18 protein-coding genes are annotated in these 23,652 nt (G+C 55.0%); 6 read left to right on the top strand and 12 right to left on the bottom strand.

Annotation, left to right across the window (positions count from 1 at the left end; all coding sequences use genetic code 11):
• Positions 1 to 320 precede the first annotated feature (320 nt).
• From QEN58_RS04425 to nirD, 3 genes are read left to right on the top strand one after another with little or no spacing between them, the layout of a single operon-like run.
• Complete coding sequence (locus QEN58_RS04425; RefSeq protein WP_280105949.1) at positions 321 to 1,637, top strand: NAD(P)/FAD-dependent oxidoreductase; 1,317 nt, start codon at positions 321 to 323, stop codon at positions 1,635 to 1,637.
• Complete coding sequence (gene nirB, locus QEN58_RS04420) at positions 1,638 to 4,160, top strand: nitrite reductase large subunit NirB (protein WP_280105948.1); 2,523 nt, start codon at positions 1,638 to 1,640, stop codon at positions 4,158 to 4,160. It abuts the gene before it with no gap.
• 31 nt (positions 4,161 to 4,191) lie between these two features.
• Complete coding sequence (gene nirD, locus QEN58_RS04415; RefSeq protein ID WP_280105947.1) at positions 4,192 to 4,593, top strand: nitrite reductase small subunit NirD; 402 nt, start codon at positions 4,192 to 4,194, stop codon at positions 4,591 to 4,593.
• A gap of 89 nt (positions 4,594 to 4,682) precedes the next feature.
• On the opposite strand, the gene QEN58_RS04410 is transcribed toward nirD, so the two are convergent.
• Positions 4,683 to 5,519 (bottom strand): alpha/beta fold hydrolase, encoded by an 837-nt coding sequence (locus QEN58_RS04410; RefSeq protein ID WP_280105946.1) that lies wholly within the window; start codon positions 5,517 to 5,519, stop codon positions 4,683 to 4,685.
• A 168-nt stretch (positions 5,520 to 5,687) separates the two neighbouring features.
• On the opposite strand from QEN58_RS04410, the gene QEN58_RS04405 reads away from it, so the two are divergent.
• Positions 5,688 to 6,620 carry a cation diffusion facilitator family transporter gene (locus tag QEN58_RS04405; protein WP_280105945.1) on the top strand — a complete coding sequence of 311 codons (933 nt, stop codon included), beginning with the start codon at positions 5,688 to 5,690 and terminating at the stop codon, positions 6,618 to 6,620.
• Positions 6,621 to 6,634: 14 nt separating this feature from the next.
• Here the strand turns inward: QEN58_RS04405 and QEN58_RS04400 are convergent, their stop codons facing one another.
• Positions 6,635 to 7,804: an MFS transporter gene (locus tag QEN58_RS04400; protein ID WP_280105944.1), complete on the bottom strand. Its 1,170-nt coding sequence runs from the start codon at positions 7,802 to 7,804 to the stop codon at positions 6,635 to 6,637.
• A gap of 137 nt (positions 7,805 to 7,941) precedes the next feature.
• Here QEN58_RS04400 and QEN58_RS04395 point away from each other — a divergent pair, with 137 nt between their 5' ends.
• Positions 7,942 to 9,330 carry an aminotransferase-like domain-containing protein gene (locus tag QEN58_RS04395; RefSeq protein WP_280105943.1) on the top strand — a complete coding sequence of 463 codons (1,389 nt, stop codon included), beginning with the start codon at positions 7,942 to 7,944 and terminating at the stop codon, positions 9,328 to 9,330.
• A 4-nt stretch (positions 9,331 to 9,334) separates the two neighbouring features.
• Here QEN58_RS04395 and QEN58_RS04390 read toward each other — a convergent pair whose 3' ends face one another.
• From QEN58_RS04390 to QEN58_RS04380, 3 genes are all read right to left on the bottom strand, one after another.
• Entirely contained in the window at positions 9,335 to 10,840 is a 1,506-nt protein-coding gene (locus QEN58_RS04390) for an alanine/glycine:cation symporter family protein (RefSeq protein ID WP_280105942.1), read from the bottom strand.
• Between the two features lie 195 nt (positions 10,841 to 11,035).
• Positions 11,036 to 12,610, bottom strand: coding sequence for an aldehyde dehydrogenase (NADP(+)) (locus QEN58_RS04385; RefSeq protein WP_280105941.1), 1,575 nt, complete (start codon positions 12,608 to 12,610; stop codon positions 11,036 to 11,038).
• A 27-nt stretch (positions 12,611 to 12,637) separates the two neighbouring features.
• Positions 12,638 to 13,393: a FadR/GntR family transcriptional regulator gene (locus QEN58_RS04380; protein ID WP_280105940.1), complete on the bottom strand. Its 756-nt coding sequence runs from the start codon at positions 13,391 to 13,393 to the stop codon at positions 12,638 to 12,640.
• Positions 13,394 to 13,793: 400 nt separating this feature from the next.
• On the opposite strand from QEN58_RS04380, the gene QEN58_RS04375 reads away from it, so the two are divergent.
• Positions 13,794 to 14,111 (top strand): NIPSNAP family protein, encoded by a 318-nt coding sequence (locus tag QEN58_RS04375; protein WP_280105939.1) that lies wholly within the window; start codon positions 13,794 to 13,796, stop codon positions 14,109 to 14,111.
• Between the two features lie 21 nt (positions 14,112 to 14,132).
• Here the strand turns inward: QEN58_RS04375 and QEN58_RS04370 are convergent, their stop codons facing one another.
• The 7 genes from QEN58_RS04370 to QEN58_RS04340 form a co-directional block, all read right to left on the bottom strand.
• On the bottom strand, positions 14,133 to 15,818 hold the full coding sequence (locus QEN58_RS04370; protein ID WP_280105938.1) for a thiamine pyrophosphate-binding protein: 1,686 nt from the start codon (positions 15,816 to 15,818) through the stop codon (positions 14,133 to 14,135).
• Positions 15,819 to 15,911: 93 nt separating this feature from the next.
• The gene (locus tag QEN58_RS04365) at positions 15,912 to 17,429 is read right to left on the bottom strand and encodes a tripartite tricarboxylate transporter permease (RefSeq protein ID WP_280105937.1); all 1,518 of its coding nucleotides are present in this window, start codon (positions 17,427 to 17,429) and stop codon (positions 15,912 to 15,914) included.
• Positions 17,429 to 17,866, bottom strand: a complete 438-nt coding sequence (locus QEN58_RS04360; RefSeq protein ID WP_280105936.1) for a tripartite tricarboxylate transporter TctB family protein — start codon at positions 17,864 to 17,866, stop codon at positions 17,429 to 17,431. Before QEN58_RS04360 ends, QEN58_RS04365 begins: the two co-directional genes overlap by 1 nt.
• Before the next feature lie 102 nt (positions 17,867 to 17,968).
• Positions 17,969 to 18,952, bottom strand: a complete 984-nt coding sequence (locus tag QEN58_RS04355; protein WP_280105935.1) for a Bug family tripartite tricarboxylate transporter substrate binding protein — start codon at positions 18,950 to 18,952, stop codon at positions 17,969 to 17,971.
• A 207-nt stretch (positions 18,953 to 19,159) separates the two neighbouring features.
• Positions 19,160 to 20,485, bottom strand: coding sequence for an enolase C-terminal domain-like protein (locus tag QEN58_RS04350; protein WP_341870834.1), 1,326 nt, complete (start codon positions 20,483 to 20,485; stop codon positions 19,160 to 19,162).
• 52 nt (positions 20,486 to 20,537) lie between these two features.
• On the bottom strand, positions 20,538 to 22,100 hold the full coding sequence (garD, locus tag QEN58_RS04345) for a galactarate dehydratase (RefSeq protein WP_280105933.1): 1,563 nt from the start codon (positions 22,098 to 22,100) through the stop codon (positions 20,538 to 20,540).
• Positions 22,087 to 23,643 carry a tripartite tricarboxylate transporter permease gene (locus tag QEN58_RS04340; protein ID WP_280105932.1) on the bottom strand — a complete coding sequence of 519 codons (1,557 nt, stop codon included), beginning with the start codon at positions 23,641 to 23,643 and terminating at the stop codon, positions 22,087 to 22,089. The genes garD and QEN58_RS04340 overlap by 14 nt, the downstream gene beginning before the upstream one ends.
• Positions 23,644 to 23,652 lie beyond the last annotated feature (9 nt).

Raw genomic sequence — 23,652 nt, 5'->3', positions numbered from 1 at the left:
CGCCGCCATCCTTTTCGCACCATCACTGTGCAGCCTATCCTAAGAGTCGTGTTATCGCTTCTCCATCACCCATATCTAAGCAACTGAAGTTACTTAAAAAAATATGTTAAACGGCCAATTGGCTAGCTCTTTGCTTATTACAGAGTAAGGTTTTTAATCAGCTGACAGCCAATGGCGGTTGTCGCGCGTTTAAAAAGACGCTATCGGGCAACGACGCCCCTGTTACGCACGCTTTTGCGATTGTTCGCAAAGAGGTGCGAAACAGGGGCGTTTTTTTTGTTTGGTGCTCAAGCAGCCGCAAAGACACAGAGGAGCCACCCATGGAAACCACTTCCCGGTGCTCGCCCAACGACCATCTGGTGATCATTGGCAATGGTATGGCAAGCCACCGCCTGATTGAGGCGTTGGTAAAACAGCCCATACGCCCACAGCGCATCACGGTAGTGGGCGCAGAGCCAACTCCCGCCTATAACCGTATTCTGCTTTCGCCACTGTTGGCCGGTGAGATGCAGCAGGAGGCGCTTACGCTGCGCGACACCACGTGGTACGCCGAACAGGGCATCAACCTGATACTCGGTGAAAAGGTCAAGACGCTTGACCGCGCAAGCCAAACGTTGACCACCGATAGCGGCCGATCGCTTGATTACGACCATGTAGTCATCGCCACCGGCTCACGCCCAGCGCTGCCCGATGTTCCGGGTATTGAGCTTGAGGGCGTACACGGCTTTCGCGACCTGCAAGATGCCGAAGCACTTGAGGCCATTGCTCAGCGCGGCGGCGATGCTGTCGTGATTGGTGGCGGCCTACTCGGTCTTGAAGCGGCCGAAGGGCTGCGTAAGCGTGGCAACGGTATCAACGTTTGCGTGCTCCAGCGCAGCGAGCAGCTGATGAATCGCCAATTGGATACGACCGCTGCGCACTTGCTCAAAGACTCCCTAACGCAACGCGGCTTGAACATCATCACCGGTGCCCAGCTAGAACGGCTAGAAAGCGACGCACAGGGCCGGGTCGCCAAGGTGCATCTTGCCGATGGCCGCCAGTTGAACGCCTCCAGCGTGATCGTTGCCGCGGGCATTACCCCTAATGCGGAACTTGGCTGCCATGCAGATCTGCGCACGGATCGAGCGATTGTGGTGGACGAATGGCTCACCACCAGCGACCCGGCGATCTCAGCGCTGGGAGAGTGCTGCCAGTTTGAGGGCACCACTTATGGCTTGGTGGAACCGATCTGGCGCCAGGTAGAGGTGCTTGCCGCAACGCTGTGCGGCGCGGCCACCCAAGGCTACGCAGATGCCCCCAGCGCCACCAAACTCAAAATCAGTGGCGTAGCGCTCTATGCCTTTGGCCCCACCGAGGCCAGCGCCGAGCATGATGTATTGAATTACCACGACCTTGAGCGCGGCGACTACCGCCGCCTGCTCTTACGCAACGGCCAGATTGAAGGGGCAGTGCTCTACGGCGACACCAGCCAGGGCCCCTGGTACTTCGAGCAAGCGCTCGCGGGTACCGATCTCAACCCTTACCGCCAAGCCTTACTCTTTGGTGGTGCTGATGTCGAGGTGCTACGCGAAGCGGTATCTCCAGTTACTCCTGACTCTTCAAAACACTCTTCTCATACAACGTCGGAGGCGGCTTAAATGTCTACCCAACAACAGCTTATTATTATTGGTAACGGCATGGTCGGCCACCACCTGGTCGAGCAGCTCGTCGATAACGGCGCCCTTGAGCGCTATCAGGTCACCGTGTTTGGCGAAGAGCGCCACCGCGCCTATGACCGGGTACACCTATCTGAATACTTCAGCGGTCGCGACGCCGATTCGCTAGCCCTTTGCGAAGCAGATTACTACGCCGTTAGCGGTGTGGAACTGCGCACAAGCGAAGCCGTGATTGAGATCGACCGCGATCAGCAAGAAGTAATCACCGATCAAGGGCGATACCCCTACGACCGCTTGGTGCTGGCCACCGGCTCCTTCCCCTTTGTACCGCCGATTCCCGGCAACGACCGGGAAGGGTGTTTGGTCTATCGCACCCTGGACGATTTAGACGATATCCGCGCTGCCGCCGAAAACGCCACCACCGGTGTGGTGGTGGGTGGCGGCCTGCTGGGTTTGGAAGCGGCTAATGCTTTGCGCGGTTTAAATCTCGATACGGCGGTGGTGGAATTTGCCTCACGTCTAATGCCCATGCAGGTGGATAACGAAGGCGGCGAGCTACTGCGCGAAAAAATCGAAGCGCTGGGCGTACAGGTACTTCTAGAACGGGCCACCCAGCGTATTGAGGATGGCAAGGCGAGCCGCCACCGCATGGTCTTCCAAGACGACAAGGTGCTGGAAACCGACCTAATCGTGTTCTCCGCTGGCATTCGTCCCCGCGACCAGTTGGCCCGGGACTGCGGCCTGGAGATTGGTGAACGCGGCGGCGTGGTAGTGGATAACCAGTGCCTGACCAGCGACCCGGCTATTTTAGCGATTGGCGAAGTGGCATTGTGGAATCAGAGTATTTTTGGCTTGGTGGCCCCCGGTTACCAAATGGCCAAAGCGGCGTTCTCGACGTTGACCGGCGGTGACACTCAGTTTGGCGGCGCCGACATGAGCACCAAGCTTAAGCTAATGGGTGTTGACGTAGGCTCAATTGGTGATGCCCATGGTAATCAGAACCCCGGCGCGCGGATGTTCCGCTATCTGGATCCCATCAAGCAGGAGTATCGCAAGCTGGTGGTTTCCAGCGATGGTAAAAAGCTGCTCGGCGCGATGCTGGTGGGCGACAACAGCGTTTATGACACGCTGCTACAGTACTACTCAAACCGTATTGAGCTCCCCGATGAACCCGCTTCGCTGATCCTGCCCCAAAGCAGCGGCGCAGCTCCCACCCTCGGCCCTGGAGCGCTACCGGAAACCGCCACCATCTGCTCTTGCCATAACGTCGCCAAAGGCGACATTTGCGCCACTATTGACGCTGGCGCGGTAGATCTAGGCGGTGTCAAAGCGGCCACCAAAGCCAGCACCGGCTGCGGCGGCTGCACAGCGCTGCTCAAAAGCGTGGTTGACCACGAACTTGAAGCCCGCGGTGTCGAAGTCGATAAATCGATTTGCGAGCACTTCGCCCATACCCGCCAGGAGCTTTACGATATTGTGCGCGTCGAGGGCATCAAAACCTTTACTGACTTGATCGAAAAACACGGCAACGCCGACACTCACCGCCTGGGTTGCGACATCTGCAAACCCGCCGTGGCGTCCATTCTGGCCTCCTGCTTCAATGAGCCGATCACCGACGCGGCGCATATCCCCCTGCAGGACACCAACGACACCTTTATGGCCAACATGCAGAAAAACGGCACCTACTCCGTGGTGCCGCGTGTTGCCGGTGGCGAAATTACTCCAGACAAACTGATCGTACTGGGCGAAGTGGCCAAAAAATACAGCCTCTACTCCAAGGTCACTGGCGGCCAGCGTATCGACCTGTTCGGCGCACGCCTGGAAGACCTGCCGGATATCTGGGGAGAGCTGATTGCTGCAGGCTTCGAGACCGGTCACGCTTACGGTAAATCGCTGCGCACGGTGAAATCCTGCGTGGGCAGCACCTGGTGTCGCTACGGCGTTCAGGACAGCGTCGGCATGGCGATTCAGTTAGAGAACCGCTACAAGGGTCTGCGCTCGCCCCACAAGATCAAGTTTGGCGTTTCCGGCTGCACCCGCGAGTGCGCCGAAGCCCAGAGCAAAGACATCGGCATTATTGCCACCGAAAACGGCTGGAACCTCTACGTTTGCGGTAACGGCGGCATGCGCCCCCGCCACGCCGAACTGTTTGCCACCGACCTGGACGACGAGCAGCTCTACCGCACCATTGACCGCTTCTTGATGTTCTACGTGCGCACCGCCGATCGCTTGCAGCGCACATCGGTATGGCGTGAAAACCTCGACGGCGGCCTGGAGTACCTCAAAGAGGTGATTCTGGAAGACAGCTTAGGCATCAACGACGAGTTGGAGCGCCAGATGCAAACTGTGGTGGATACCTACCAGTGTGAATGGGCCGACGCCATCAGCGACCCAGAGAAACTCAAGCGCTTCCGCAGCTTCGTCAACGATGACCGCCCGGATCCGTCAATCATCATGACTTCCGAGCGCGGCCAGCCAAGGCCTGCCCAGACAACTTCTCACTGACGCTTTTGAATAGCTATAAAAGAGGCACCCAATGACCGCAACGGCACTGAAAAAAGAGATGGATATGGCGGATGTTCCAAACAGTAAGGCGTGGCAAAAAGTCTGTACAAAAGCAGATCTAGTCGCGTTCTCCGGCGTCGCCGCCTGGCTGGAAACCGCCGAAGGCCCCGCCCAGGTCGCTATTTTCTACTTGCCCGGGCTGCGAGGAAAGGGCGATGAGCTCTATGCTCTCGATCATCATGACCCCTTTTCAAATGCTAACGTGATCGCTCGAGGCATCGTTGGCGACCTTAAAGGTGCGGCTGTCGTCGCCTCGCCTATCTACAAGCAGCACTTCCGCCTTGAAGACGGCCAGTGTTTAGAGGATGAGGACGTTAAGCTACGTACCTGGAAGGTGGAATTTAAGGGTGATGAGGTGTGGGTTGAGGGGTAACCACATTAATGAGCCTTGATAAATCGACAACGCCGCCATTAGGGCGGCGTTGTTGTTCGCAGCCGTTACCTTCAAACTACCCTCAAACGTTATTCATTCAAAAAGCTAATCAGCGCCTGGTTAAACTCATCAGGATGGGTAGCATTGAGACCATGGGGCCCGCCCTTGATCACTTGCGTTTGCGCATTGGGCAGTAGCTCCTGAGCCCGCTTACCGCTGACTTCAAAGGGCACGATGCCATCTGCATCACCGTGGAGGACTAGCGTGGGGATATCGATGCTAGGTAGATCTTCACGGAAATCGGTATAGCTAAACGCCTTGATGCAGTCGTAGGTCGCCTGGGGTGACGCAAAGGCGGCAATATCGCGATGATACTGGCGGTTCGGCTCACTGACTAAGTCGCTACGCTCGCCTGCGGTAAAAAAGCTTTTGGTAAACTCTTCCAGGAAGGCAATGCGGTCGTCTTTTACGCCCTCAAGGAACTGGTTGATGGTGTCATCATCAAGACCACCGTCGGGATTATCATCGGCTTTATACAGGTAAGGGGGTACTGCCGCGGCAAAAACAGCTTTTTTAACACGACTTGTGCCGTAGCTGGAGACGTAGCGCGCCACTTCACCGCCGCCCATGGAAAAGCCCACCAGGGTAGCATCGTGCAAATCCAGCGCCTCGATCAGTTTCTTGAGGTCTGACGCTAGGGTGTCGTAGTCGTAGCCGCCATCGGCCTGGGTTGACCCGCCAAAGCCCCGACGATCATAGGTAATCACCTTGTATCCCGCCTCGACTAACGCTGGCACCTGCTTTTCCCACGAGCGGCCACTCAGCGGCCAACCGTGGATCAGCACCACGGGCTTGCCCGCTCCGCGCACTTCGTAATAAAGCTCAACCGGCGTGCCCTGTTCCGTTCCTACGCTTAACATTGGCATCGTCTCACCCTCCTGTTTGGCTTAACGTGAATCAAACAAACGCCTCATTAGGTTAGTAGAACTTATGATGCTTTCCAAAAGTGCGTAATGAGCCGGCATGCGATAATTCGCTAACAAAGTTGCTATGCTTATTGGCTATTTTGACTATGTATACCGGAAGAAACCTTTGTGAAGACAGAATCGAGTACTTTAGCGTTTTCAGCCTTTATGGCGCTGCTGATTGGTTGTGCAGGCATCGTAGCTACACTCGCCTCCAACTCCCAAGCGATCCTGTTGGATGGGCTTTTCAATCTGATCTATTTCAGCGTTGCCCTGGTGACCATCAAAGTGAGCAAGTTAGCCAGCCGCCCCGATAGCGAATCTTATCCGTTCGGCTATAGCTATTTTGAGTCGCTGGTGAACCTGTGCAAAGGGCTGCTTATTTTAGGCGTGTCTATTTTTGCCTTGGTCGATGCCATTGCCGCCCTTCTCACCGGCGGCCGTGAGATCGCGGCGGGCTTGGCGGTGCTGTACGCGCTATTCGCCACCGCGGCTTGTTCACTCACCGCCTGGGTGATGCACCGCAGCCAGCGCCACGTAAGCAGCCCACTGGTAGCGGCAGACAAACTCAACTGGTTAGTCAACAGCGTCATTTCTGCCGCTGTACTCGCCGCCTTCTGCCTGGTGATGCTGTTTGAGCGCCTAGGCTGGCAGGCGATTCTGCCCTACGTGGATTCAGTGTTGGTCATTGCTGTGGTGGTGCTATGTTTGGGCGTGCCGGTGCGGATGGCCTCCCAAGCATTGAAGGAGCTGCTCAACAAAACTCCAGAAGAAGTTATCGCGGTGCCCGTTCGCCAAGCCGTGGCGAGTGCCCTGGCAGATATCGACACCCAAGAAGTGCGCGTGCGCATGGTTCGCCCTGGGCGCCTGCTGTATGTGATGGTGCATGTGGTACTGCCAGAAGCATCCGACATTTCGGTCACCAGCCAGGATTTACTCAGGGCACGCGTCGATGACGAGGTGCGCCGCTACTATTCTCCCGTGGTATGTGACGTAGTGTTTACCACCAATACACGCTGGGCCGCGCCCTCCTGTGGGCTCTTGGTAGAGAAGCAACCATAGATCGGTTGTCAAAATTACCGAGCCTTGCGCAATAGAACTAACGTGGCGATCACGCCAAACAGCAGCGCAAGGCCAAATAGCGCTAACGCCAAGGTATGCCCTACCGCATCAATGAGTACCCCAGTAGTGATCACCGGAATACTGAAGCCCAGATAGGCCATCAAAAAATAGCCCGCGCTGGCTTGGGTGGCTTGTTGGCTAGCCGAGGTATCCGCAATCGCCAACACGCCGCTTAATCCCCCCAGGTAGATAAACCCATAGCAGGCGCTGCTGGCAGCCACCGTGCCCAGTAACACCGCCACAAGATTGCCGTGAACAGCGCCCCAGGCGATCAACCCATAAGCAATCGGCAAAATCACCAGCCCCAGTTGGGTAGCGCTGCGCGGCGCAAGCCTTCTCGCCCAAGGCTGAAACAGCACCCCGCAGCTGCAGATACCGAAGGTGGCGAAGCCACTCCAGGCGGACAAACCGTGTTGGCTCAATGCCGAGGGCAGAATCGCAATCACTAGCCCCACCAACGCCCAGGCCAACAAAATCGCCAACCCATAGGAGATAGTTCCTTGGGGATAGCTGGGCAAACGCAGCATAGGACGTTTAGTGGCGCTCGGTGCACGATCTTTAAGTGTTTTGACTCCCACCAGCGCCAGCGAAGCGGTAGCCAAATAAATCCACAGGCTGGGTGGCGATACGCTTGGTGTGTGGAAAACAAACAGGCTCGTCACCGCGGCCCCTAACCCAAACCCGAGCGCGGTACTGGCCGTTACGTAGTTAGTCGCCACACGGGTATCCTGCCCCCCCAACAACATCTGCATATAAGCGGGAGCCACCGCAGACGTTAACCCCGTACTAATACCCAGCAGAAAGCGAGCAACACCCAGCGCCAGCAAACCGGGCGCTATCAGGGTGATCCCGGTCGCCAAGAGGCATAACAGCAGTGCAGTCATTATTAATGGCTTGCGTCCTACCCGATCGGCCAAGCCATTTAACCCCAGCAACACCGGTATAATGCCCACCACATAGCAGGCAAAGGCAATGCTGGTGGCACCAACGCCCAAACCATCCCGCGCCGCCAGCGCATCGTAAAGTGGAGCCTGTAAATTAACCGCCGTGGTAATCGTACATAGCGCAAAGGCCAAGCAGGCAGCGCTTCGTCTATTGACCGCGTGATTAATCGAGTAGCTCATGGCGAAATCCTGAAGATGTAAGTCATTGAGCTACTAAGCTCGCACGCTTACCGTCCAGCGGTAAGGTACACTTAACCTCCACTTTCCAGACACTGTTCCGCCTTTTTAGTGAACAGTTGAAAGCCATAGGGCACGTTATGAAACTAGAGGTTAATCGGAACGCCACAACGCCCATCGCTCAGCAGCTCGAAGCAGGCATTCGCGCTTGGATTGCCGGGCACGGTGCGGGCGGTGGTCGTCGCTTACCCTCTATTCGTCGCTTAGCCGCCACCCACCACATCAGCCGTAATGCGGTGATTGAAGCCTACGAACGGCTTGTGGCTTCTGGCTTAGTGCGCTCACGACCCGGTTTAGGTTTTTATGTGGCGGATAGCGCAGCAGCACTGGTATCACAATCAGCAGCTTCGAGCGGATTAGAAGAGGTCACCAACGGGCTATGGGGGCTTTTCAGTGCCAATGAGCACACGCTCAAGCTGGGCTGCGGCTGGCTGCCCAGTGATTGGCGCGAAGGCGATGACCTCACTCACGCCATCCGCCAAGTGGCACGTAAAAGCCGTTCGGGAATTTTCGAGTACAGTACCCCGCAAGGGCCGCAGGATTTACGCGATTTAATCCAGGAACGCCTACGCCCACTGGCGATTACTGCGGACGCCCAGCAGATTGTGATGACCGGTGGCGGCAGCCATTCGCTGGATTTATTGGTGCGGATGCTGCTTGAGCCCGGCGATGTGGTGTTTGTGGAATCACCGGGCTATTACAATCTGTTCGGCCTGCTGCACTTACAGCGAATCCGCGTGATTGGCGTGCCGCGATTAGCCGATGGGCCTGATATTGAGCGCTTGGAGGCGTTGTTGGCCGAGCACCGCCCAAAGCTGTTCTACATCAACAGCGTTTTTCACAACCCCACGGGCAGCACGCTCACCCCAGCGGTGGCTCACCGAGTGTTACAGCTTGCCGAACAACACGATTTTCAGATTATTGAAGACGATATCTACGCGGATTTTCAGCACACTCCCACCACTCGCTTGGCAGCGCTAGACAGTTTAAGTCGGGTGTTCTACCTAGGCAGCTTTTCGAAAAGCCTCTCCTCTTCGCTACGGGTAGGCTTTGTCGCCGCCCCCATGGATTGGGTGCAGCGCTTTGTAGATATCAAGATGTTGACCAGCATCTCCGCTTCACGGTTCGCCGAGCAGGTAATCACTACCATGCTGCAAAACGGCAGCTACCGAAAACTTACCGAACGGCTGCGCACCAAGCTCGCCAATCAAATGGCATTGGCGCTAACGATGCTGAAAAATGCCGGTTGGGAGGTGTATACCCATCCGGCTGGTGGGATGTTTGTTTGGGCAAAACCACCGGCAGCCATTCCGCCCGAAACTCTGAGCGAGTTGAGTAACCGGTGGGAAATCACGCTATCGCCAGGGCATCTGTTTTTCGCCGATCATCAACCAACGCCCTGGCTCCGGCTCAACGTTGCCTATATGCAGGATCCCAGGGCGAAGGCGTTTATTGAAGCAGCCAGTTAACCCCCTACTCCTCTTTTGCTTCTGTTTCTTTTGCTTCTTTCACCGGCCACACATCCGCATCCACCAGCTCGGGGCGTTTAAGAATGGCCGGGTCAAATATCGGCTCTTTGATACCGTCACGGCGCTGGCGCTCATAATCTTTCAGCACGGCTACGGCAATTGGCCCCATGATCAAAATGGCGAATAAGTTGGTGGTTGCCATTAGCCCCATGGCCAGGTCAGCAAAGTCCCAGACTACGCTCAGTTCAGCGACGGAACCCAGCAGCACCATAGCGATGATAATCACCTTGAATACGCTGACCGCTTTCTTGGCGTGGCGGCGGAACAGGAATTCGATATTCACCGATGAGAACGAGAAGTTGGCCAAAATGGAGGTGAACGCAAAAAACAGAATCGCCAAGGCGATAAAGATTTCCCCAAAGCCGCCTAAGTGGTCAACCATGGCATCCTGAGTAAGCTGAATGCCTTCGATGCTGTCTCCCGGAGACTCCGACATCAGCCGTTCGTAAACGCCGGAGAGCAGAATCACCACCGCCGTGCAGCTACAAATCACAATGGTATCGACGAACACACCGAATGACTGCACCAGCCCTTGGGCCGCCGGGTGTTTGACCGTCGCTTGGGCCGCCGCGTTAGGCGTTGAACCCATGCCCGCCTCGTTGGAAAACAGGCCGCGCTTGACGCCATTTTCCATCGCCGCTTTAATCGCATAGCCGGCAGCACCACCCACCGCAGGGCCAAGGCCAAAGGCACTCATCACAATCAGCGAGAGCATATCGGGGACGGCAGAAAGGTTATTTACCAGGATCCATAGCGCGACTAGTAAATAAGCAATCGCCATTGCCGGGACAATCTTCTCGGCGGTGCGCGCCACCGATTTGAGGCCGCCATAAATAACCACGCCCGCCAAGATGGCAATCACCACCCCGGTGAGCCAGTTGGGTATGCCGAAGGCGCCGTTCATACCTTGCGCGATGGTATTGGATTGGGCGGCGTTAAACGCTAAGCCGTAAGCAATGATCAGAAACACCGCAAACAGCGCACCGAGCCAGCGCCACCCCAGGCAGCGTTCGATGTAGTAGGCTGGCCCACCACGAAATACGCCATCCTCGTTGCGATGCTTATAGACCTGGGCCAGGGTCGATTCGATAAACGCCGTGGCAAAACCAAGCAATGCTGTGACCCACATCCAAAAAATTGCTCCCGGCCCACCAATCCACAGTGCCAGCGCCACCCCAGCTAAATTACCGGTGCCGACCCTTGCCGCCATGGAGGTGGCAAACGCCTGAAAGCCGCTAATGCCATCCCCGGCACCGCGAGCGCTGAACGTCACATAGGCCATATGCCTGAACAGACGAAACTGCATACCCCGAGTCATAATGGTAAACAGCAGGCCAGCGCCTAGCAGCAGATAAACAAGAATGTAGCTCCAAATAAAGTTACTGACCGGCATCATGATGGTATAGAGACCATCGCGCAGCGGGGCAATAAGTACTTCGAGGGTCTCCATGGGCATGCTCTCCAATTAGTTGCTTGTGTACACGTGAGTATTTGCCCTGACCCGACGTGCTAAGTTGGCCCAGTAAGTGTTAGAACCATGCCGATTAGTCTAGACAGTTTTTGAATCAGCCCTCAAGCGAAGCGCATAAAAAAGCGGCCCGAAGGCCGCTAAAGAATACAATTATTTAGCACAACAACCCATTAATTAAAGTTCGCGCTTACCGTCGACTAACCGCGATACCTTCAGCGGGTTACCCTCTTTAAGCGCATCGGGCAACAAGCCTTCAGGCAGGGACTGGTAACAAACCGGCCGTAAGAAGCGGTGAATAGCTGCCGAACCGACTGAGGTGGTGCGGGAATCAGACGTTGCCGGGAACGGTCCGCCGTGCACCATGGCGTGACAAACCTCAACACCGGTGGGCCAACCATTGGCGAGAATACGGCCTGCTTTACGCTCTAGGATGGGTAGCAGTGCTTTAGCGGCATCCAGGTCGGCGTCGTCCATATGCAACGTAGCGGTGAGCTGCCCCTCAAGCTGTTCAGCAACACGTTTTACTTCCGCCGCATCGTCGCACTCAACAACCAGCGAGGTGGCGCCGAACACTTCCGCCTGCAGCGCTTCTGATGCGAGGAAATCGCTTGCGGAGGCAGCAAACAGGCCTGTCTGGCACTGATAGTCACTACCGGTTTGGCCACGGGCGATTTCACGCACCTTGTCGGCACTGCTAAGGCTGGCTACGCCCTCTTGATAAGCGCGGTGAATACCCGGCGTCAGCATTGTCTGCGCACCGCTGTTTTCCACTGCAACACGCGCGGCCTCGATGAAGGCGTCCAGCTCCGGGCCTTTTACGGCGATTACTAGACCGGGGTTGGTGCAGAACTGGCCCGCGCCCATATTGAGCGAACCGACAAAAGCCTCGCCCAAGTCTTTACCGCGCGCTTTTAGCGCTGCCGGTAGCAAGAAGACGGGGTTAATGCTGCTCATCTCAGCGTAAACGGGTATCGGCTGAGGCCGCGCTTGGGCCGTTTTCATTAGCGCCATACCGCCGCTGCGCGAGCCGGTGAAACCAACGGCTTGAATACGCGGATCATCGACCAGCGCCTGGCCGATTTCGTTACCAGCACCAAACAACAGTGAGAAAACGCCTTCCGGTAAGTTGCAGGCTTTCACGGCTTTTTGGATCGCCTGTCCTACCAACTCTGAGGTGCCTGGGTGCGCTGAGTGGCCTTTAACCACTACCGGGCAGCCAGCTGCTAAGGCCGAAGCGGTATCGCCCCCAGCGACTGAGAACGCCAAAGGAAAGTTGCTGGCGCCGAATACAGCAACAGGCCCCAGGGCGATATGGCGCTGACGCAGATCGGCACGGGGCAGCGGCTGGCGATCCGGCATGGCTGGGTCAATGCGAACATCGAGCCACTCACCGGCACGTACGACTGAAGCGAACAACCGCAGTTGCCCGCAAGTTCTGCCCCGCTCGCCCTCAATACGTGCTTGAGGCAGGCCCGTTTCAGCCATGGCGCGCTCAATAAGCTCACTGCCGATGGCTTCTATTTCACTGGCGATGGTTTCCAAAAACGTAGCGCGCTCTTCGAGCGATGTTTCGCGGTAGACGCCGTAGGCGGTTTCAGCCAGCTCACAGGCTTGCTCAACATGTGCCCTGCTGCCCCCGACATAGGTAGGTTCAAGCTTTTCGCCTGTAGCGGGGTTAACCGCTTGGATCTTGGCTTGGGTACCGGTTACTGCTTGTTGACCGATCAGCATTTCGCCTCGAATCGTCATAGGTCGCTCCTTATATTGTCAGTGATTTCACTGGTCTCGATACTGGGCGTAAGTGTTGCGAGCCCGGTTAAGGTGCTGAAACATTGTTTCGCGGGCAGCCTGCGCATCGCGGGAAAGAATAGCTTCGAGAATATAGCTGTGCTCTTCCTGAACTCGCTCTAAATAGCGTTCAGAAGAGATCGGGTTAATATCAATACTCAGCAGCTTTGCACGGGGAATCACGCTCTGGCTCCACTGCTTGTAAAAAGATTGGAAAAAGGGATTTTTGGTCGCCGTGGCAATCGCAAAGTGAAAAAGATAATCCTCTTCGCGAGCTTGAGTTTTTGCAGTATATGCATTGCTAAAGGCAATGTGCTGCGCCTCGAGTCGCTGTCGATCTTCATCGTCATAGCGTAAAGCAGCCAGTTCAGCCGCCGCTGGCTCTAAGGTTAGCCGCAGTTCCAGCAGGTGCAAGATATCTTCTACGGTAGTGGGGTTTATGCGCTCTGCAGGCCGCGCCTCTACCGTAGAAGAGCGCAGCACAGAGGTGCCTACGCCACGCCGGGTCTCTACCAGACCTAGGGATTTAAGATGCGTAATCGCCTCGCGAATCACCGTGCGGCTAACGCCAAAGGAGTCACAAAGGCTGTTCTCAGTGGGCAGTTTCTCCCCCACGGCGACTTTTCCCTGGGTGATCAAAGCTTCCAACTGGTCGGCCACGTGAACGGACAAGCTTCCTTGCTGCGTCACTTTGCTTACTTGAAGCGGTTTTAGGGGAGAAGCCTTTGCGCTAGGTTTGGCCATGAAAGCAATCCTTCAATAATGTCCAAGTTGTATTATATCGTACAACCTAGATCTCATAAGTACCATTAAACGTTATATGAGTGAATGTTCCTCCTCGCTCATGAGAAGAAGGCGCTATACCATACCATCTTGCAACCGTTGCTTTTGCGGTTGAATAAGCATCCTGTTACGGCTCACCAGCGAGCTCACAAACAGAACCCTACAACATGTCATCAATAACGATACTCCCTATCTTTCGATGAAGAAATTTATTATGGCCTGAATCATTGAGCAAACTTCCAGGGCAGCATTTTTTTATTGCAATGCTGTATGATGTAATACAGCATCAAAAGCCAGCTTTTGTTAACTAATTAATCACGACGCTAATAAATCCAAGCTATTACATCCAAGGAGTATCAACATGCTGTATGACCACCGTACTTATACCTGCATTCCTGGCACGCTGAAGAAGCAAATGGCGCTCTATGAAGAGCACGGCTGGCCAATTCAGAAACGCCACCTAGGTGAACCACTGCTTTATGGACCGGTTGAGACCGGCAATGTGAATTCGTATGTGCATATCTGGGTGTTCAAGGACGCAGCTGACCGTAGCCAACGGCGCGCGGCCATGCAGAGCGATCCGGAGTGGGCCGCCTATCTCAAGAAAAGCGGTGAGGCGGGTTATCTCATCAGTCAGGAGAATAAGATTGTCGTCCCCGCCCCCTTCTTTAAAGACTGACCTCTTAATTAATGGGTCTCTTCATGAACTGGCTTTCGCTGAACGTAGTGCCGTAACGGTGGTGCGCGTCGAAATCCGCTCCGGGTCGGTGACGAGTTCGATCACGGCCGGGCGGCCCGAGGCCATGGCCCGCTCTAATGCGGGCTTGAAACTGCCCGTATCGCTGACGCGCTCGAAATGCGCGCCCAGCCCTTCTGCCAGTTGACCGAAGTCTGGATTCACCAGGTCGGTTCCCGAGACGCGGTTGGGATGTTCACGCTCCTGATGCATGCGAATCGTGCCGTAAGTACCGTTATTGAATAGCAGCACGATGGGCCGCCCGCCATGCTGAACGGCGGTGGCGATCTCAACACCGCTCATCATAAAGCCACCATCGCCAACAAATGCCAGCACACACTTATCAGGCTCGCGTAAAGAAGCCGCCACGGCGGCAGGAACCGAATACCCCATCGCACCGCAGGTGGAGCCAATAATCCGGCCAGGCCGCTGGTAGGCCAAAAAGCGCTGCGCCCACCCGGTGTGATTCCCGGCGTCCAGAGTAACGATACAATCCTTGGGCAAGCTATCGCGCAATTCATTCATCGCCGTGCCCATATCGAGCGGGTAATCGTGCGGTGGGGGGAGCGTATCGGCTAGGTACTCATCACGAAGCGTTTTGCACCAATCACTCCAGCGGCTGCGCTGCCCCCAATCGTGAGTTGCTAACGCGGCGGCCAGCTTACCTGGTGCCGAAACAACACCCAGCGTCGGACTATACACACGGCCTATCTCATCCGGGTCGATATGCACGTGTATCAGTGTCTGGCTGGGGTTCGGGGACGTCAGCGTGGTGTAGGTTCGGGTGGTCATCTCGCCGAGCCGGGCGCCTATCACCAAGAGCAGGTCTGCTTCGGCCAAACGCTTAATAAGTGAGGGCACCACGGCAGTACCAAAATCGCCCACATAGCATTCTGAGGCATTATCCAGAATATCCTGGCGCCGAAAGGAACAGGCTACCGGAATGCCGTTGGCTTCGGCGAAGGTGCGTATTTGTGCACAGGCTTCATCCGTCCAGCCTGAACCCCCTACCAACATCATGGGGCGCTCGGCTCGCGCCACCATGGCAGCTATTTTCTCAACTTCTTCTGCGGCAACACTGGGCCGCGACGGTGTATAGGGTGCAGCATCTTCGACTTCTACGATATCGGTCAGCATGTCTTCGGGAAGTGCCAGCACTACCGGGCCAGGTCGGCCTGAGGTGGCGACCCGAAAGGCGCGCGCCATGTATTCGGGAATTCGGCGAGCATCCTCGATCTGCGCAACCCACTTGGCTATACCGCCGAACATTACCCGGTAGTCAATCTCCTGAAACGCCTCTCGATCCATAGAGCCACGGTCGACCTGACCGACTAACAGAATCATGGGCGTCGAATCCTGTTGGGCAATATGCACACCAATAGCGGCATGGCAGGCCCCTGGCCCCCGTGTCACCAAGCAAATACCGGGGCGCCCCGTCAGCTTTCCATAGGCCTCGGCCATATTCGCCGCTCCGGCCTCATGGCGCGCATTGTAGAGCGTGAAATGTTCACGCTGATCATAAAGGGCATCAAGCACCTCCAGGTAGCTCTCCCCAGGTACGCAATAGCCACTATCAGCGCCGTGTATGAGGAGTTGGTCAACCAGCACTTTCCCCCCAGTACGCGGTAATGGGTGAGTTTTTGTTGTCATGTTGACATCCTAATAGCAGAGAAGAACGCCTCCAGCGCCTTGTGATGAGCAATACTGGAGGCGCAGATCAAGTAACAGAAACCAATCTTGTTGCTAGGGAATGGCGTCAAGCTTCGGCTTCTTGCGCAGAATCAGATAGGCGAAAACGACGGTTAACGCTATAAACGCCAGACTGTCCAGACTCGTTAGAAAGACGATCGGGTTACCGTCATTGAACGACAAGGAACGCCTCAAGTACTGCTCTAGGTCCGGCCCGAGGATAAAGCCCAACAGCATAGCCACTACCGAGTAGTTATGTTTGCGTAGGAAGAAAGCCAGCACACCAAAGATCAACGCTAGAAACATCTGGAAAGTCGAGTAAGTGGCTACGTAGCTTCCAACGAGCGCTACGACGGCAATAGAGCTGTAGAGAAGACCACGCGGGATCGAGACAATCTTGATGAAATAAGGCCCAAGCAGATATAGCGTCAACGGGATAAGGATCAAGGCGCTGACAAATAGAGAGGCAAACATGGGTGCGATAAGGTCGGCCTGCTGCTCGAGCAGACGAGGGCCAGGCTGCAAGCCGTTGATCACCAATACACCGAGCACGATTGCAGTCGTCGGATCACCCGGAATGCCGAACATCAACATCGGCACGAAGGCACCACCGCACATAGAGTTATTAGCCGATTCAGCAGCTGCTATGCCTTCACGACTGCCATGGCCATACTCCTCGGGTTTCTTCGAGCTGCGTTTAGCATCAGCATAGGCAACAAAGGCGGCCATCGATCCACCCGCACCCGGCAGAATACCAATGGAATAGCCAATGAACGCGCTCTTAACATAAGCAAAGAATCCGATCTCGCGGATTTCAGACCAGGGCGGAATGAAGTCGCGGCGACGAATTTTTAAATCTTTCGCTCGCTTAAGAGTGCCTTCAAGTGAGAGGTTCCAGTTCTGCGCCTGCACCAGCAACTCACTCACCGCAAACGCCCCGATTACCACGGGCATTAAACCAATACCTTCGACCAGCAGTTCGGTTCCAAATTCAAAGCGCGGAATCGGCTGAAGCACATCGATGCCCACTGTCGCCAGCATAATACCCAGCGTAGTAGCGACAATACCTTTAGCGATGGCGCCCTTATCGACAATGATGATGACCACCAGAGCGAAGAGAACAAGGGAGAATTTCCCAGGCGTGCGGATCAACAACGCCAACTCACCCGCAATCGGCATAAATGCCATCAGCAATAACGCGCCAATAGAGCCACCGATCATCGAACCCAGCGCCGCGTGGCCTAGCGCATTGGCGCCGTGCCCTTTTAACATCAGGGCGTTGCCTTCCACGGCAGTCATCATTGAGGAGGGTGCGCCGGGAATATTGATGGTCGTGGCCGTTATGCTCCCCGAATACATCCCTGCCATGAAAATTGACGCACACATGACCAGTGCAGGAACCACGTCAATCGTGTAAGTAATGGGCAATAGCAGCGCAATAGCCAGCACGGAGGTAAGACCCGGCATCGCACCGAAAAATGTGCCAATTAAGAAACCAGCAATCATGAAGCCAAGCACTTCCCAACTCAGCAATGCTTCAAAACCACCCAGGAAACTGACAAAGGTATCCATCAGAATCCTCCCAACATGGGGGGTAGCCGCACCCCGAAAATACCGGCAAACAATCCATAAAAGAGCGCTGTAACGGCGATGACATACATTACAAAGAAGACCGGCCGCTTCCTCTCAAAATCAAAAATAAGAAACAGGGCTGCCGCAAAACACAATGTGGCAGGCACGTAACCCAAGGGACGAAAGACCGCAATATAAATAGCCGTCGCCAATACCACCATCATTGGCCGCAGGAAAGAGCCGGTAGCGGTTACCTCAGACTCTTTTCGCCACTCCCCCACCATCACCACAATAAGCGCCACATACATGATGATCGCCATTAGGATGGGCATGAAACGGGGCCCCACAATGGTGTCACCACCAAACTGAGAGCGTATGCTTAAGGCTTCCGCCAGATAGATCGTGGTCAATACCAGCAAGAAAGCTGGAAACAGCATTGCCGATCTTCTGAAGCGTTCGACGTTGTTCATTGACTCAAAATCCTCTTATTGAGCTAGCCGTGGCACCGGCTACCGATGCCACGCTCTTTGAGCTGCGAGTTACTTGGACATCACGCCTGCTTCAACCAGCGCATCCATTTCGCTGAACAGTGACTCGGCCGTTTCATCAGCCCAAGTAGTCACCTCACCGGTACCCAGCCAGTTCGGCGTTACCCCGACGTTGGCAACCCACTCTTGAAACTCTTCGCTGTCGTATGCCGTTTTGTAAGCGCTTTCCAGTACGTTAATAACGTCTTCCGGGGTGTCTACTGGGGCGGCGAAGACAATAAAGCTGCCAATTTGGAGGTCGATCCCCTCGTCAGCTGTGGTGGGAACATCGGGATACGTCGGGTTTTGCGTATCAGAAAACTCAACGAGACCGCGCACGGTGCCATCTTCCAGGAGATTGGAAAAATCGCCCAGACTGGTGAGAGCCACATCGACCTCATCGGACAGAATGGCTTCTTTTTGTGGGGCGGCACCACCGGGATAAGAGACGATCCGGAACTCCGTGCCCGTCAACTCCTGAAGCTGTAGGATCGCCAGATGGACACGCCCGCCCAGATTCTGAATGGCAACGCGAATTTCGCCGGGATCAGCCTTAGCCGCCTCGATAAGGTCATGAATCGTTTGATAGTCGGAATTGGCGTCAACGACGATTGCATCAGGTTCGCTTGTTACCCGTGCAATCAGCTTCAACTTATCGATATCGTAACTGGGCAGCATGGCCTGCCAGGGCACTGTTACCAGGCTGTCGTAGGTTAACGCGCCAATGGTATAGCCGTCGGGGCGGGCACTCATAAGCTGGCCAATACCGGTGGCGCTAACCCCCCCCTCGATGTTTTCTGCATACATGGAAACATCAAGGCTATCTTCAGCAATGCTGGTCAGCTTACGAACGATGCCATCGGTACCACCACCAGCTCCCCAAGGCACAATTACGCGAATATCGCGCTCTGGGTAATCAGCGAGCACCGCTCCAGACAGCGAGGTTAGGGCGATAACACTGGCCAGCGTCATGATGGATTTCTTATTTTTGTACATTGTGTGTACTCCTTGGTTTAAAACCTATCGGCAAACTTGGCTACATATATGTCATACATCATACAACTTGAAACTTAGAGTGTTCTTGCCGGTACTACAATAGAGAGATGTAAAAACTAGACCAAAGTCGAGCACCGAATCACTTGGCCTTATCTCCCAATCGTTAATACCGTCAGGCTTAACCGGTAAGGATTGAGAGAGAACGCTCTAGCGAACGAGTGCAGGTCGCTTCGCATCAAACTCCCAACCAGGAATCAGGAACTGCATAGCCATAGCGTCATTTCGCTGCGTGGTATCAAGCGACTTATAGAGATTGTGTGCCTCCATGAGTTTCTCTTCATCCAACTCAACGCCTAACCCAGGCATAGTGGGCACTTTGAGTTTGCCATCGCGGATAAGCAAAGGATTTTTGGTGATTCGCTGCCCATCTTGCCAGATCCAGTGAGTATCGATTGCCGTGATGTCGCCCGGGCACGCAGCGGCAACGTGGGTCATCATGGCAAGCGAAATATCGAAGTGGTTATTGCTGTGGGAGCCCCAGGTCATGCCCCATTCGTTGCAAAGCTCACCCACTTTTACCGCACCTTGCATGGTCCAGAAGTGACAGTCAGCCAAAGGTATATCAACGGAAGTGAGCTGGACGGCGTACTGCAGCTGTTTAAAATCCGTCGCAATCATATTGGTAGCCGTAGGCAGGCCGGTGCGCTTCTTAAATTCGGCCATGGTCTCACGCCCGGAGTAGCCCTCTTCCTGGCCACATGGGTCTTCGGCGTAGCTGAGCAGATGTTTGATCGGCTCCAATACTCGCACCGCTTCATCAAGCGTCCAGGCCCCGTTAGGGTCAAGCGTTAGTCGCGCCTCTGGGAACGCTTCATGTAGCGCGCGAATGCAATCGGCCTCCTCATTCCCACGTAATACACCACCCTTTAGCTTGAAGTCTTTAAACCCATATCGCTCATAGGCGGCTTTGGCTAAACTCGCCACGGCCTCGGGTGTCAGCGCCCCTTGGTAGCGTATTTCGTCCCAGGTGTCCTGAGGGTTCTGCGCTTGAGGATATGGTAGGTCTGTCTTGCCAGGGTCACCCAATAAAAACAGATAGCCCAATGCCTCTACTTCATCACGCTGACGACCATACTGGCCGAGCAGGTCAACTACGGGTAGTTGCAGTGCCTGCCCAAAGAGGTCTAATAGGGCGGATTCAATCCCAGTGATCACATGCACCGCTACGCGCAAATCAAACGTCTGAGGGCCCCGCTCTTCGCGTCCATTCTGCGCCAATTGCAGCCGAACCTGATTAAGGGTGTGCTTAATATTATTGATCGGAGAGCCTTCTACCAGCGCGCGGCACTGCTCCAATCCCCCAAGAATACCGCTGCTGGAAGGAATCTCACCGACGCCTTGATTGCCCGCATCATCTTCAAGGATAACGACACAGCGAATAAACCAGGGTGCATGACCGCCGCTGAGATTTAGCAAGAAGCCGTCATAGCCAGCGACTGGAACCACTTTCATTGATTTAATCTTTGGAAACATAGGTCGTAAGCCTCTCTTATTATTGCCCCAAGTTGAAAAATTATTTATGGAATCAAGTCACTGGCGCAGGATTAAACAACACCAAATCGTTATGAATCCCTAGACGATCAGCGGCGGCCTGTTGACGGCCGCTGGCCACCTCAAGAATGAGATGAAAAAGCTCCCAGCCCACCTCTTCAATGCTGGCATCGCCTGTGGCAATGCGCCCCGCATCCAGATCGATTATGTCGTGCCAACGTTTGCCCAGCGTGGAGTTAGAGGAGACCTTGAGTACAGGCACCATGGCCAGGCCATATGGCGTGCCACGCCCCGTGGTAAACACCTGCAAGTTCATACCCGCTGCTAGTTGCAGTGTGCCGCAGATAAAATCGCTGGCCGGGGTGGCAGCGAAGGTCAGCCCTTTTCGGCGCAGCCGCTCACCGGGGCCAATAACATCCACAATGGGTGAGTTGCCCGACTTAATTACCGACCCCAACGCCTTCTCAACCACATTGCTGAGCCCGCCTTTCTTGTTGCCTGGGGAGGGGTTAGCACTGCGATCCGCCTGCCCTTGAGACAGGTAGTCGTCGTACCAGGCCATCTGCTCGATCAACGCCCTGCCCACCTGCTCATCAATTGTCCTGGGCGTCAGCAGATGGATGGCGTCACGCACCTCGGTAACTTCTGAGAACATCACGCTGCCACCCGCACGCACGATCAAGTCGGTCGCAAAGCCTACCGCAGGGTTAGCCGTTACTCCGGAAAAAGCATCGCTGCCGCCACACTGCATACCGACGACCAGCTCGGACGCTGGGCAGGTTTCGCGTTGACGTCGATTGAGTCGTTCTAAGTGGCGTTCGGCCATGGCCAGGATACCCTCGACCATTTCGCCAAAGCCCTGGAAGGAGTAATCCTGAAGGCTCAGCACATTGGCATTGGGGTCTGCTGCTTCGGTGTTTTCGTAAATTCTCACTGGCCGATCAGAAAGCAGAGTGGAAGGTTGCAACTTCTCGCAGCCCAAGCCGATGATCATTATCTCGTTGCCGAAATTAGGGTTCAGGGCAATATTTTTAAGCGTCCGAATCGGCACAATAGCTGAGGGCGCATTGATCGCGACACCGCACCCGTAAGCATGATTGAGCCCCACTACATCGTCGACATTAGGAAAGCGTGGCAGCAGTTCGCGCTTGATCCGCTGCACCACGAAATCAACGGTACCGGCGACGCATTGCACGCTGGTGGTGATACCCAGCACGTTTTTGGTACCCACACTGCCATCCGGATTGCGGAAGCCTTCAAAGGTGTACCCTTCCAGAGGCACCATTGCAGGCACCTCGCGCGAGGCCAACGACAATTCATCGAGAGCAGGCGCGGTAGGAAGGCGCACATTCGTCTCATTCACGTGACTGCCACAGGCAATGGCCGCCAGCGCTGTACCGATGACCTCGCCATAGCGAACGACTTGGTCACCCTCGGCCAGTTCAGTCAATGCCACCTTGTGGCCCTGAGGGATAGCCATCGTAGTGGTGATGCCACCCTCAATAACGGTGCTTTCAGCAAGTCCCCCCTGCTCGACCACAATGGCGACATTATCGTTGGGGTGTACGCGAATAATGCGAGTATTAGTTTGTGTCATGACCCTTTCCTGAGGCGGTGTGTGTGCTGCCAGTTACCTGGGTCAGTTCCATTTTTTGTCTGGCGCGGGAATTAAAGCCCATCACGATCGCGAACATTAACGAGGCAATAATCAATCCCCACAGCACCATGGCAATGGGGCTTTTGGTGAAAAAGATCGAGTAAGTACCGAACGATTCCAGGCTCTTGACGAAGTAGACCTCGGCTTGCCCCCCCAAGATGAAGCCAATAATGAGCGGGGCGACCTCCAGGCCAATCTTCTGCACCAGATAGCCTAAAATGCCGAAAATAAGCAGCGTCCAGACGTCGAACATAATCCCGTAGTTGATGGCATAAGCACCCACTACACACATCATCACAATGATGGGAAAAAGAATATGCTTCGGCACCATCACCACTTTGGCGATGTACTTAATGGCATAAAACATTAAGAAGAACATCACGATGTTGGCAAAGACCAATGCAGTCATCATGACGTACCAAGTCTCGGGATTTTCTGGGATGAATAGCGGCCCCACCTGGATGCCCTGCAGCGTGAACGCACCAATCAGAACAGCGGTGGTTGAGTCACCAGGAATACCCAGCGATAGCAATGGAATCAGTGCACCACCGGTCAACGCATTGTTGGCTGACTCCGAGGCGATAAGACCCTGGGGCGCCCCTTTGCCCATTTGTGACGAATCTCGCGTCAAGTTTTTCTCTTGGGTATAAGCCAGCACAGAGGCTGCACTACCACCGACCCCAGGTAGCATGCCCACAAAGGTACCGATGAAGGACGAACGCACCAGGTTAGTCAGGCGGCCCTTAAAGACCGAAAGTGAAAAGCCTCCTCCTTTACTGATTTTGATGCGTTCGCTGACCAACCCGCTCTTCGCTCCCTTTTCCGCCTCGAGCAGAATCGTGGAAATACCAAAGACACCGATCAGCACCGGCAATAGCGAAAACCCTTCAAATAAGTAGGGCTCCATGAAATCGAACATCAAACGGGTCTTGCCATTACCGCCATCCGAGATGCTGTAGTCCCCGATCAAGCTCAGCCAGATGCCGATAACGCCACTAAAGATGCCAACCAGCATGCTGGTAGAGAGCGAAGCAATGACACTCAGCGCCAACAAAATGATCAAAAATTTCTCCACGTAGGAGAACTTGATCGAGAAATCTGCCAACAGCGGCGCAAACAAGAAAAGTATTGCGGCGCTGATAAGCCCCCCGATGACAGAAGCGATGACACATATCTTCAGCGCTTTCTCACCCTCACCCTTTTGAGCCATAGGGTAGCCATCAAAGGTGGTAGTGATTGAAGACGGCGTGCCGGGAATATTGAGAAGCACCGCCGGAACCATGCCGCCTGAGATCCCCCCCACATAGAGGCCGAGCAAGAGCGCTAGGCCATGGTGCAACCCAAGCGCATAGGTCAGCGGCAGGCAAACAGCCACCGCCATGGTAGCGGTCATACCGGGTATAGCGCCGAAGATGATGCCGACCAGGGCACCAAGTCCAGCGAGTAAAAAAAACGTTATATCGAGAAGGGAGAGAAATTCCATGGTGGCACT

It is taken from the genome of Halomonas alkaliantarctica (genome assembly GCF_029854215.1).
Lineage (GTDB): Bacteria > Pseudomonadota > Gammaproteobacteria > Pseudomonadales > Halomonadaceae > Vreelandella > Vreelandella alkaliantarctica_A.
The sequence above is the reverse complement of the archived record's forward strand: the minus strand, read 5'-3'. Positions and strand labels throughout refer to the sequence as shown.

Bases quoted from the DNA above. Each gene is read 5' to 3' on its own strand.
- QEN58_RS04370 (WP_280105938.1), bottom strand. From the start codon at position 15,818: ATGACAACAAAAACTCACCCATTACCGCGTACTGGGGGGAAAGTGCTG.
- nirB (WP_280105948.1), top strand. From the start codon at position 1,638: ATGTCTACCCAACAACAGCTTATTATTATTGGTAACGGCATGGTCGGC.
- garD (WP_280105933.1), bottom strand. From the start codon at position 22,100: ATGACACAAACTAATACTCGCATTATTCGCGTACACCCCAACGATAAT.
- QEN58_RS04380 (WP_280105940.1), bottom strand. From the start codon at position 13,393: ATGGCCAAACCTAGCGCAAAGGCTTCTCCCCTAAAACCGCTTCAAGTA.
- QEN58_RS04385 (WP_280105941.1), bottom strand. From the start codon at position 12,610: ATGACGATTCGAGGCGAAATGCTGATCGGTCAACAAGCAGTAACCGGT.
- nirD (WP_280105947.1), top strand. From the start codon at position 4,192: ATGACCGCAACGGCACTGAAAAAAGAGATGGATATGGCGGATGTTCCA.
- QEN58_RS04350 (WP_341870834.1), bottom strand. From the start codon at position 20,485: ATGTTTCCAAAGATTAAATCAATGAAAGTGGTTCCAGTCGCTGGCTAT.
- QEN58_RS04375 (WP_280105939.1), top strand. From the start codon at position 13,794: ATGCTGTATGACCACCGTACTTATACCTGCATTCCTGGCACGCTGAAG.
- QEN58_RS04340 (WP_280105932.1), bottom strand. From the start codon at position 23,643: ATGGAATTTCTCTCCCTTCTCGATATAACGTTTTTTTTACTCGCTGGA.
- QEN58_RS04425 (WP_280105949.1), top strand. From the start codon at position 321: ATGGAAACCACTTCCCGGTGCTCGCCCAACGACCATCTGGTGATCATT.
- QEN58_RS04355 (WP_280105935.1), bottom strand. From the start codon at position 18,952: ATGTACAAAAATAAGAAATCCATCATGACGCTGGCCAGTGTTATCGCC.
- QEN58_RS04390 (WP_280105942.1), bottom strand. From the start codon at position 10,840: ATGGAGACCCTCGAAGTACTTATTGCCCCGCTGCGCGATGGTCTCTAT.
- QEN58_RS04365 (WP_280105937.1), bottom strand. From the start codon at position 17,429: ATGGATACCTTTGTCAGTTTCCTGGGTGGTTTTGAAGCATTGCTGAGT.
- QEN58_RS04410 (WP_280105946.1), bottom strand. From the start codon at position 5,519: ATGCCAATGTTAAGCGTAGGAACGGAACAGGGCACGCCGGTTGAGCTT.
- QEN58_RS04395 (WP_280105943.1), top strand. From the start codon at position 7,942: ATGAAACTAGAGGTTAATCGGAACGCCACAACGCCCATCGCTCAGCAG.
- QEN58_RS04360 (WP_280105936.1), bottom strand. From the start codon at position 17,866: ATGCTGTTTCCAGCTTTCTTGCTGGTATTGACCACGATCTATCTGGCG.
- QEN58_RS04400 (WP_280105944.1), bottom strand. From the start codon at position 7,804: ATGAGCTACTCGATTAATCACGCGGTCAATAGACGAAGCGCTGCCTGC.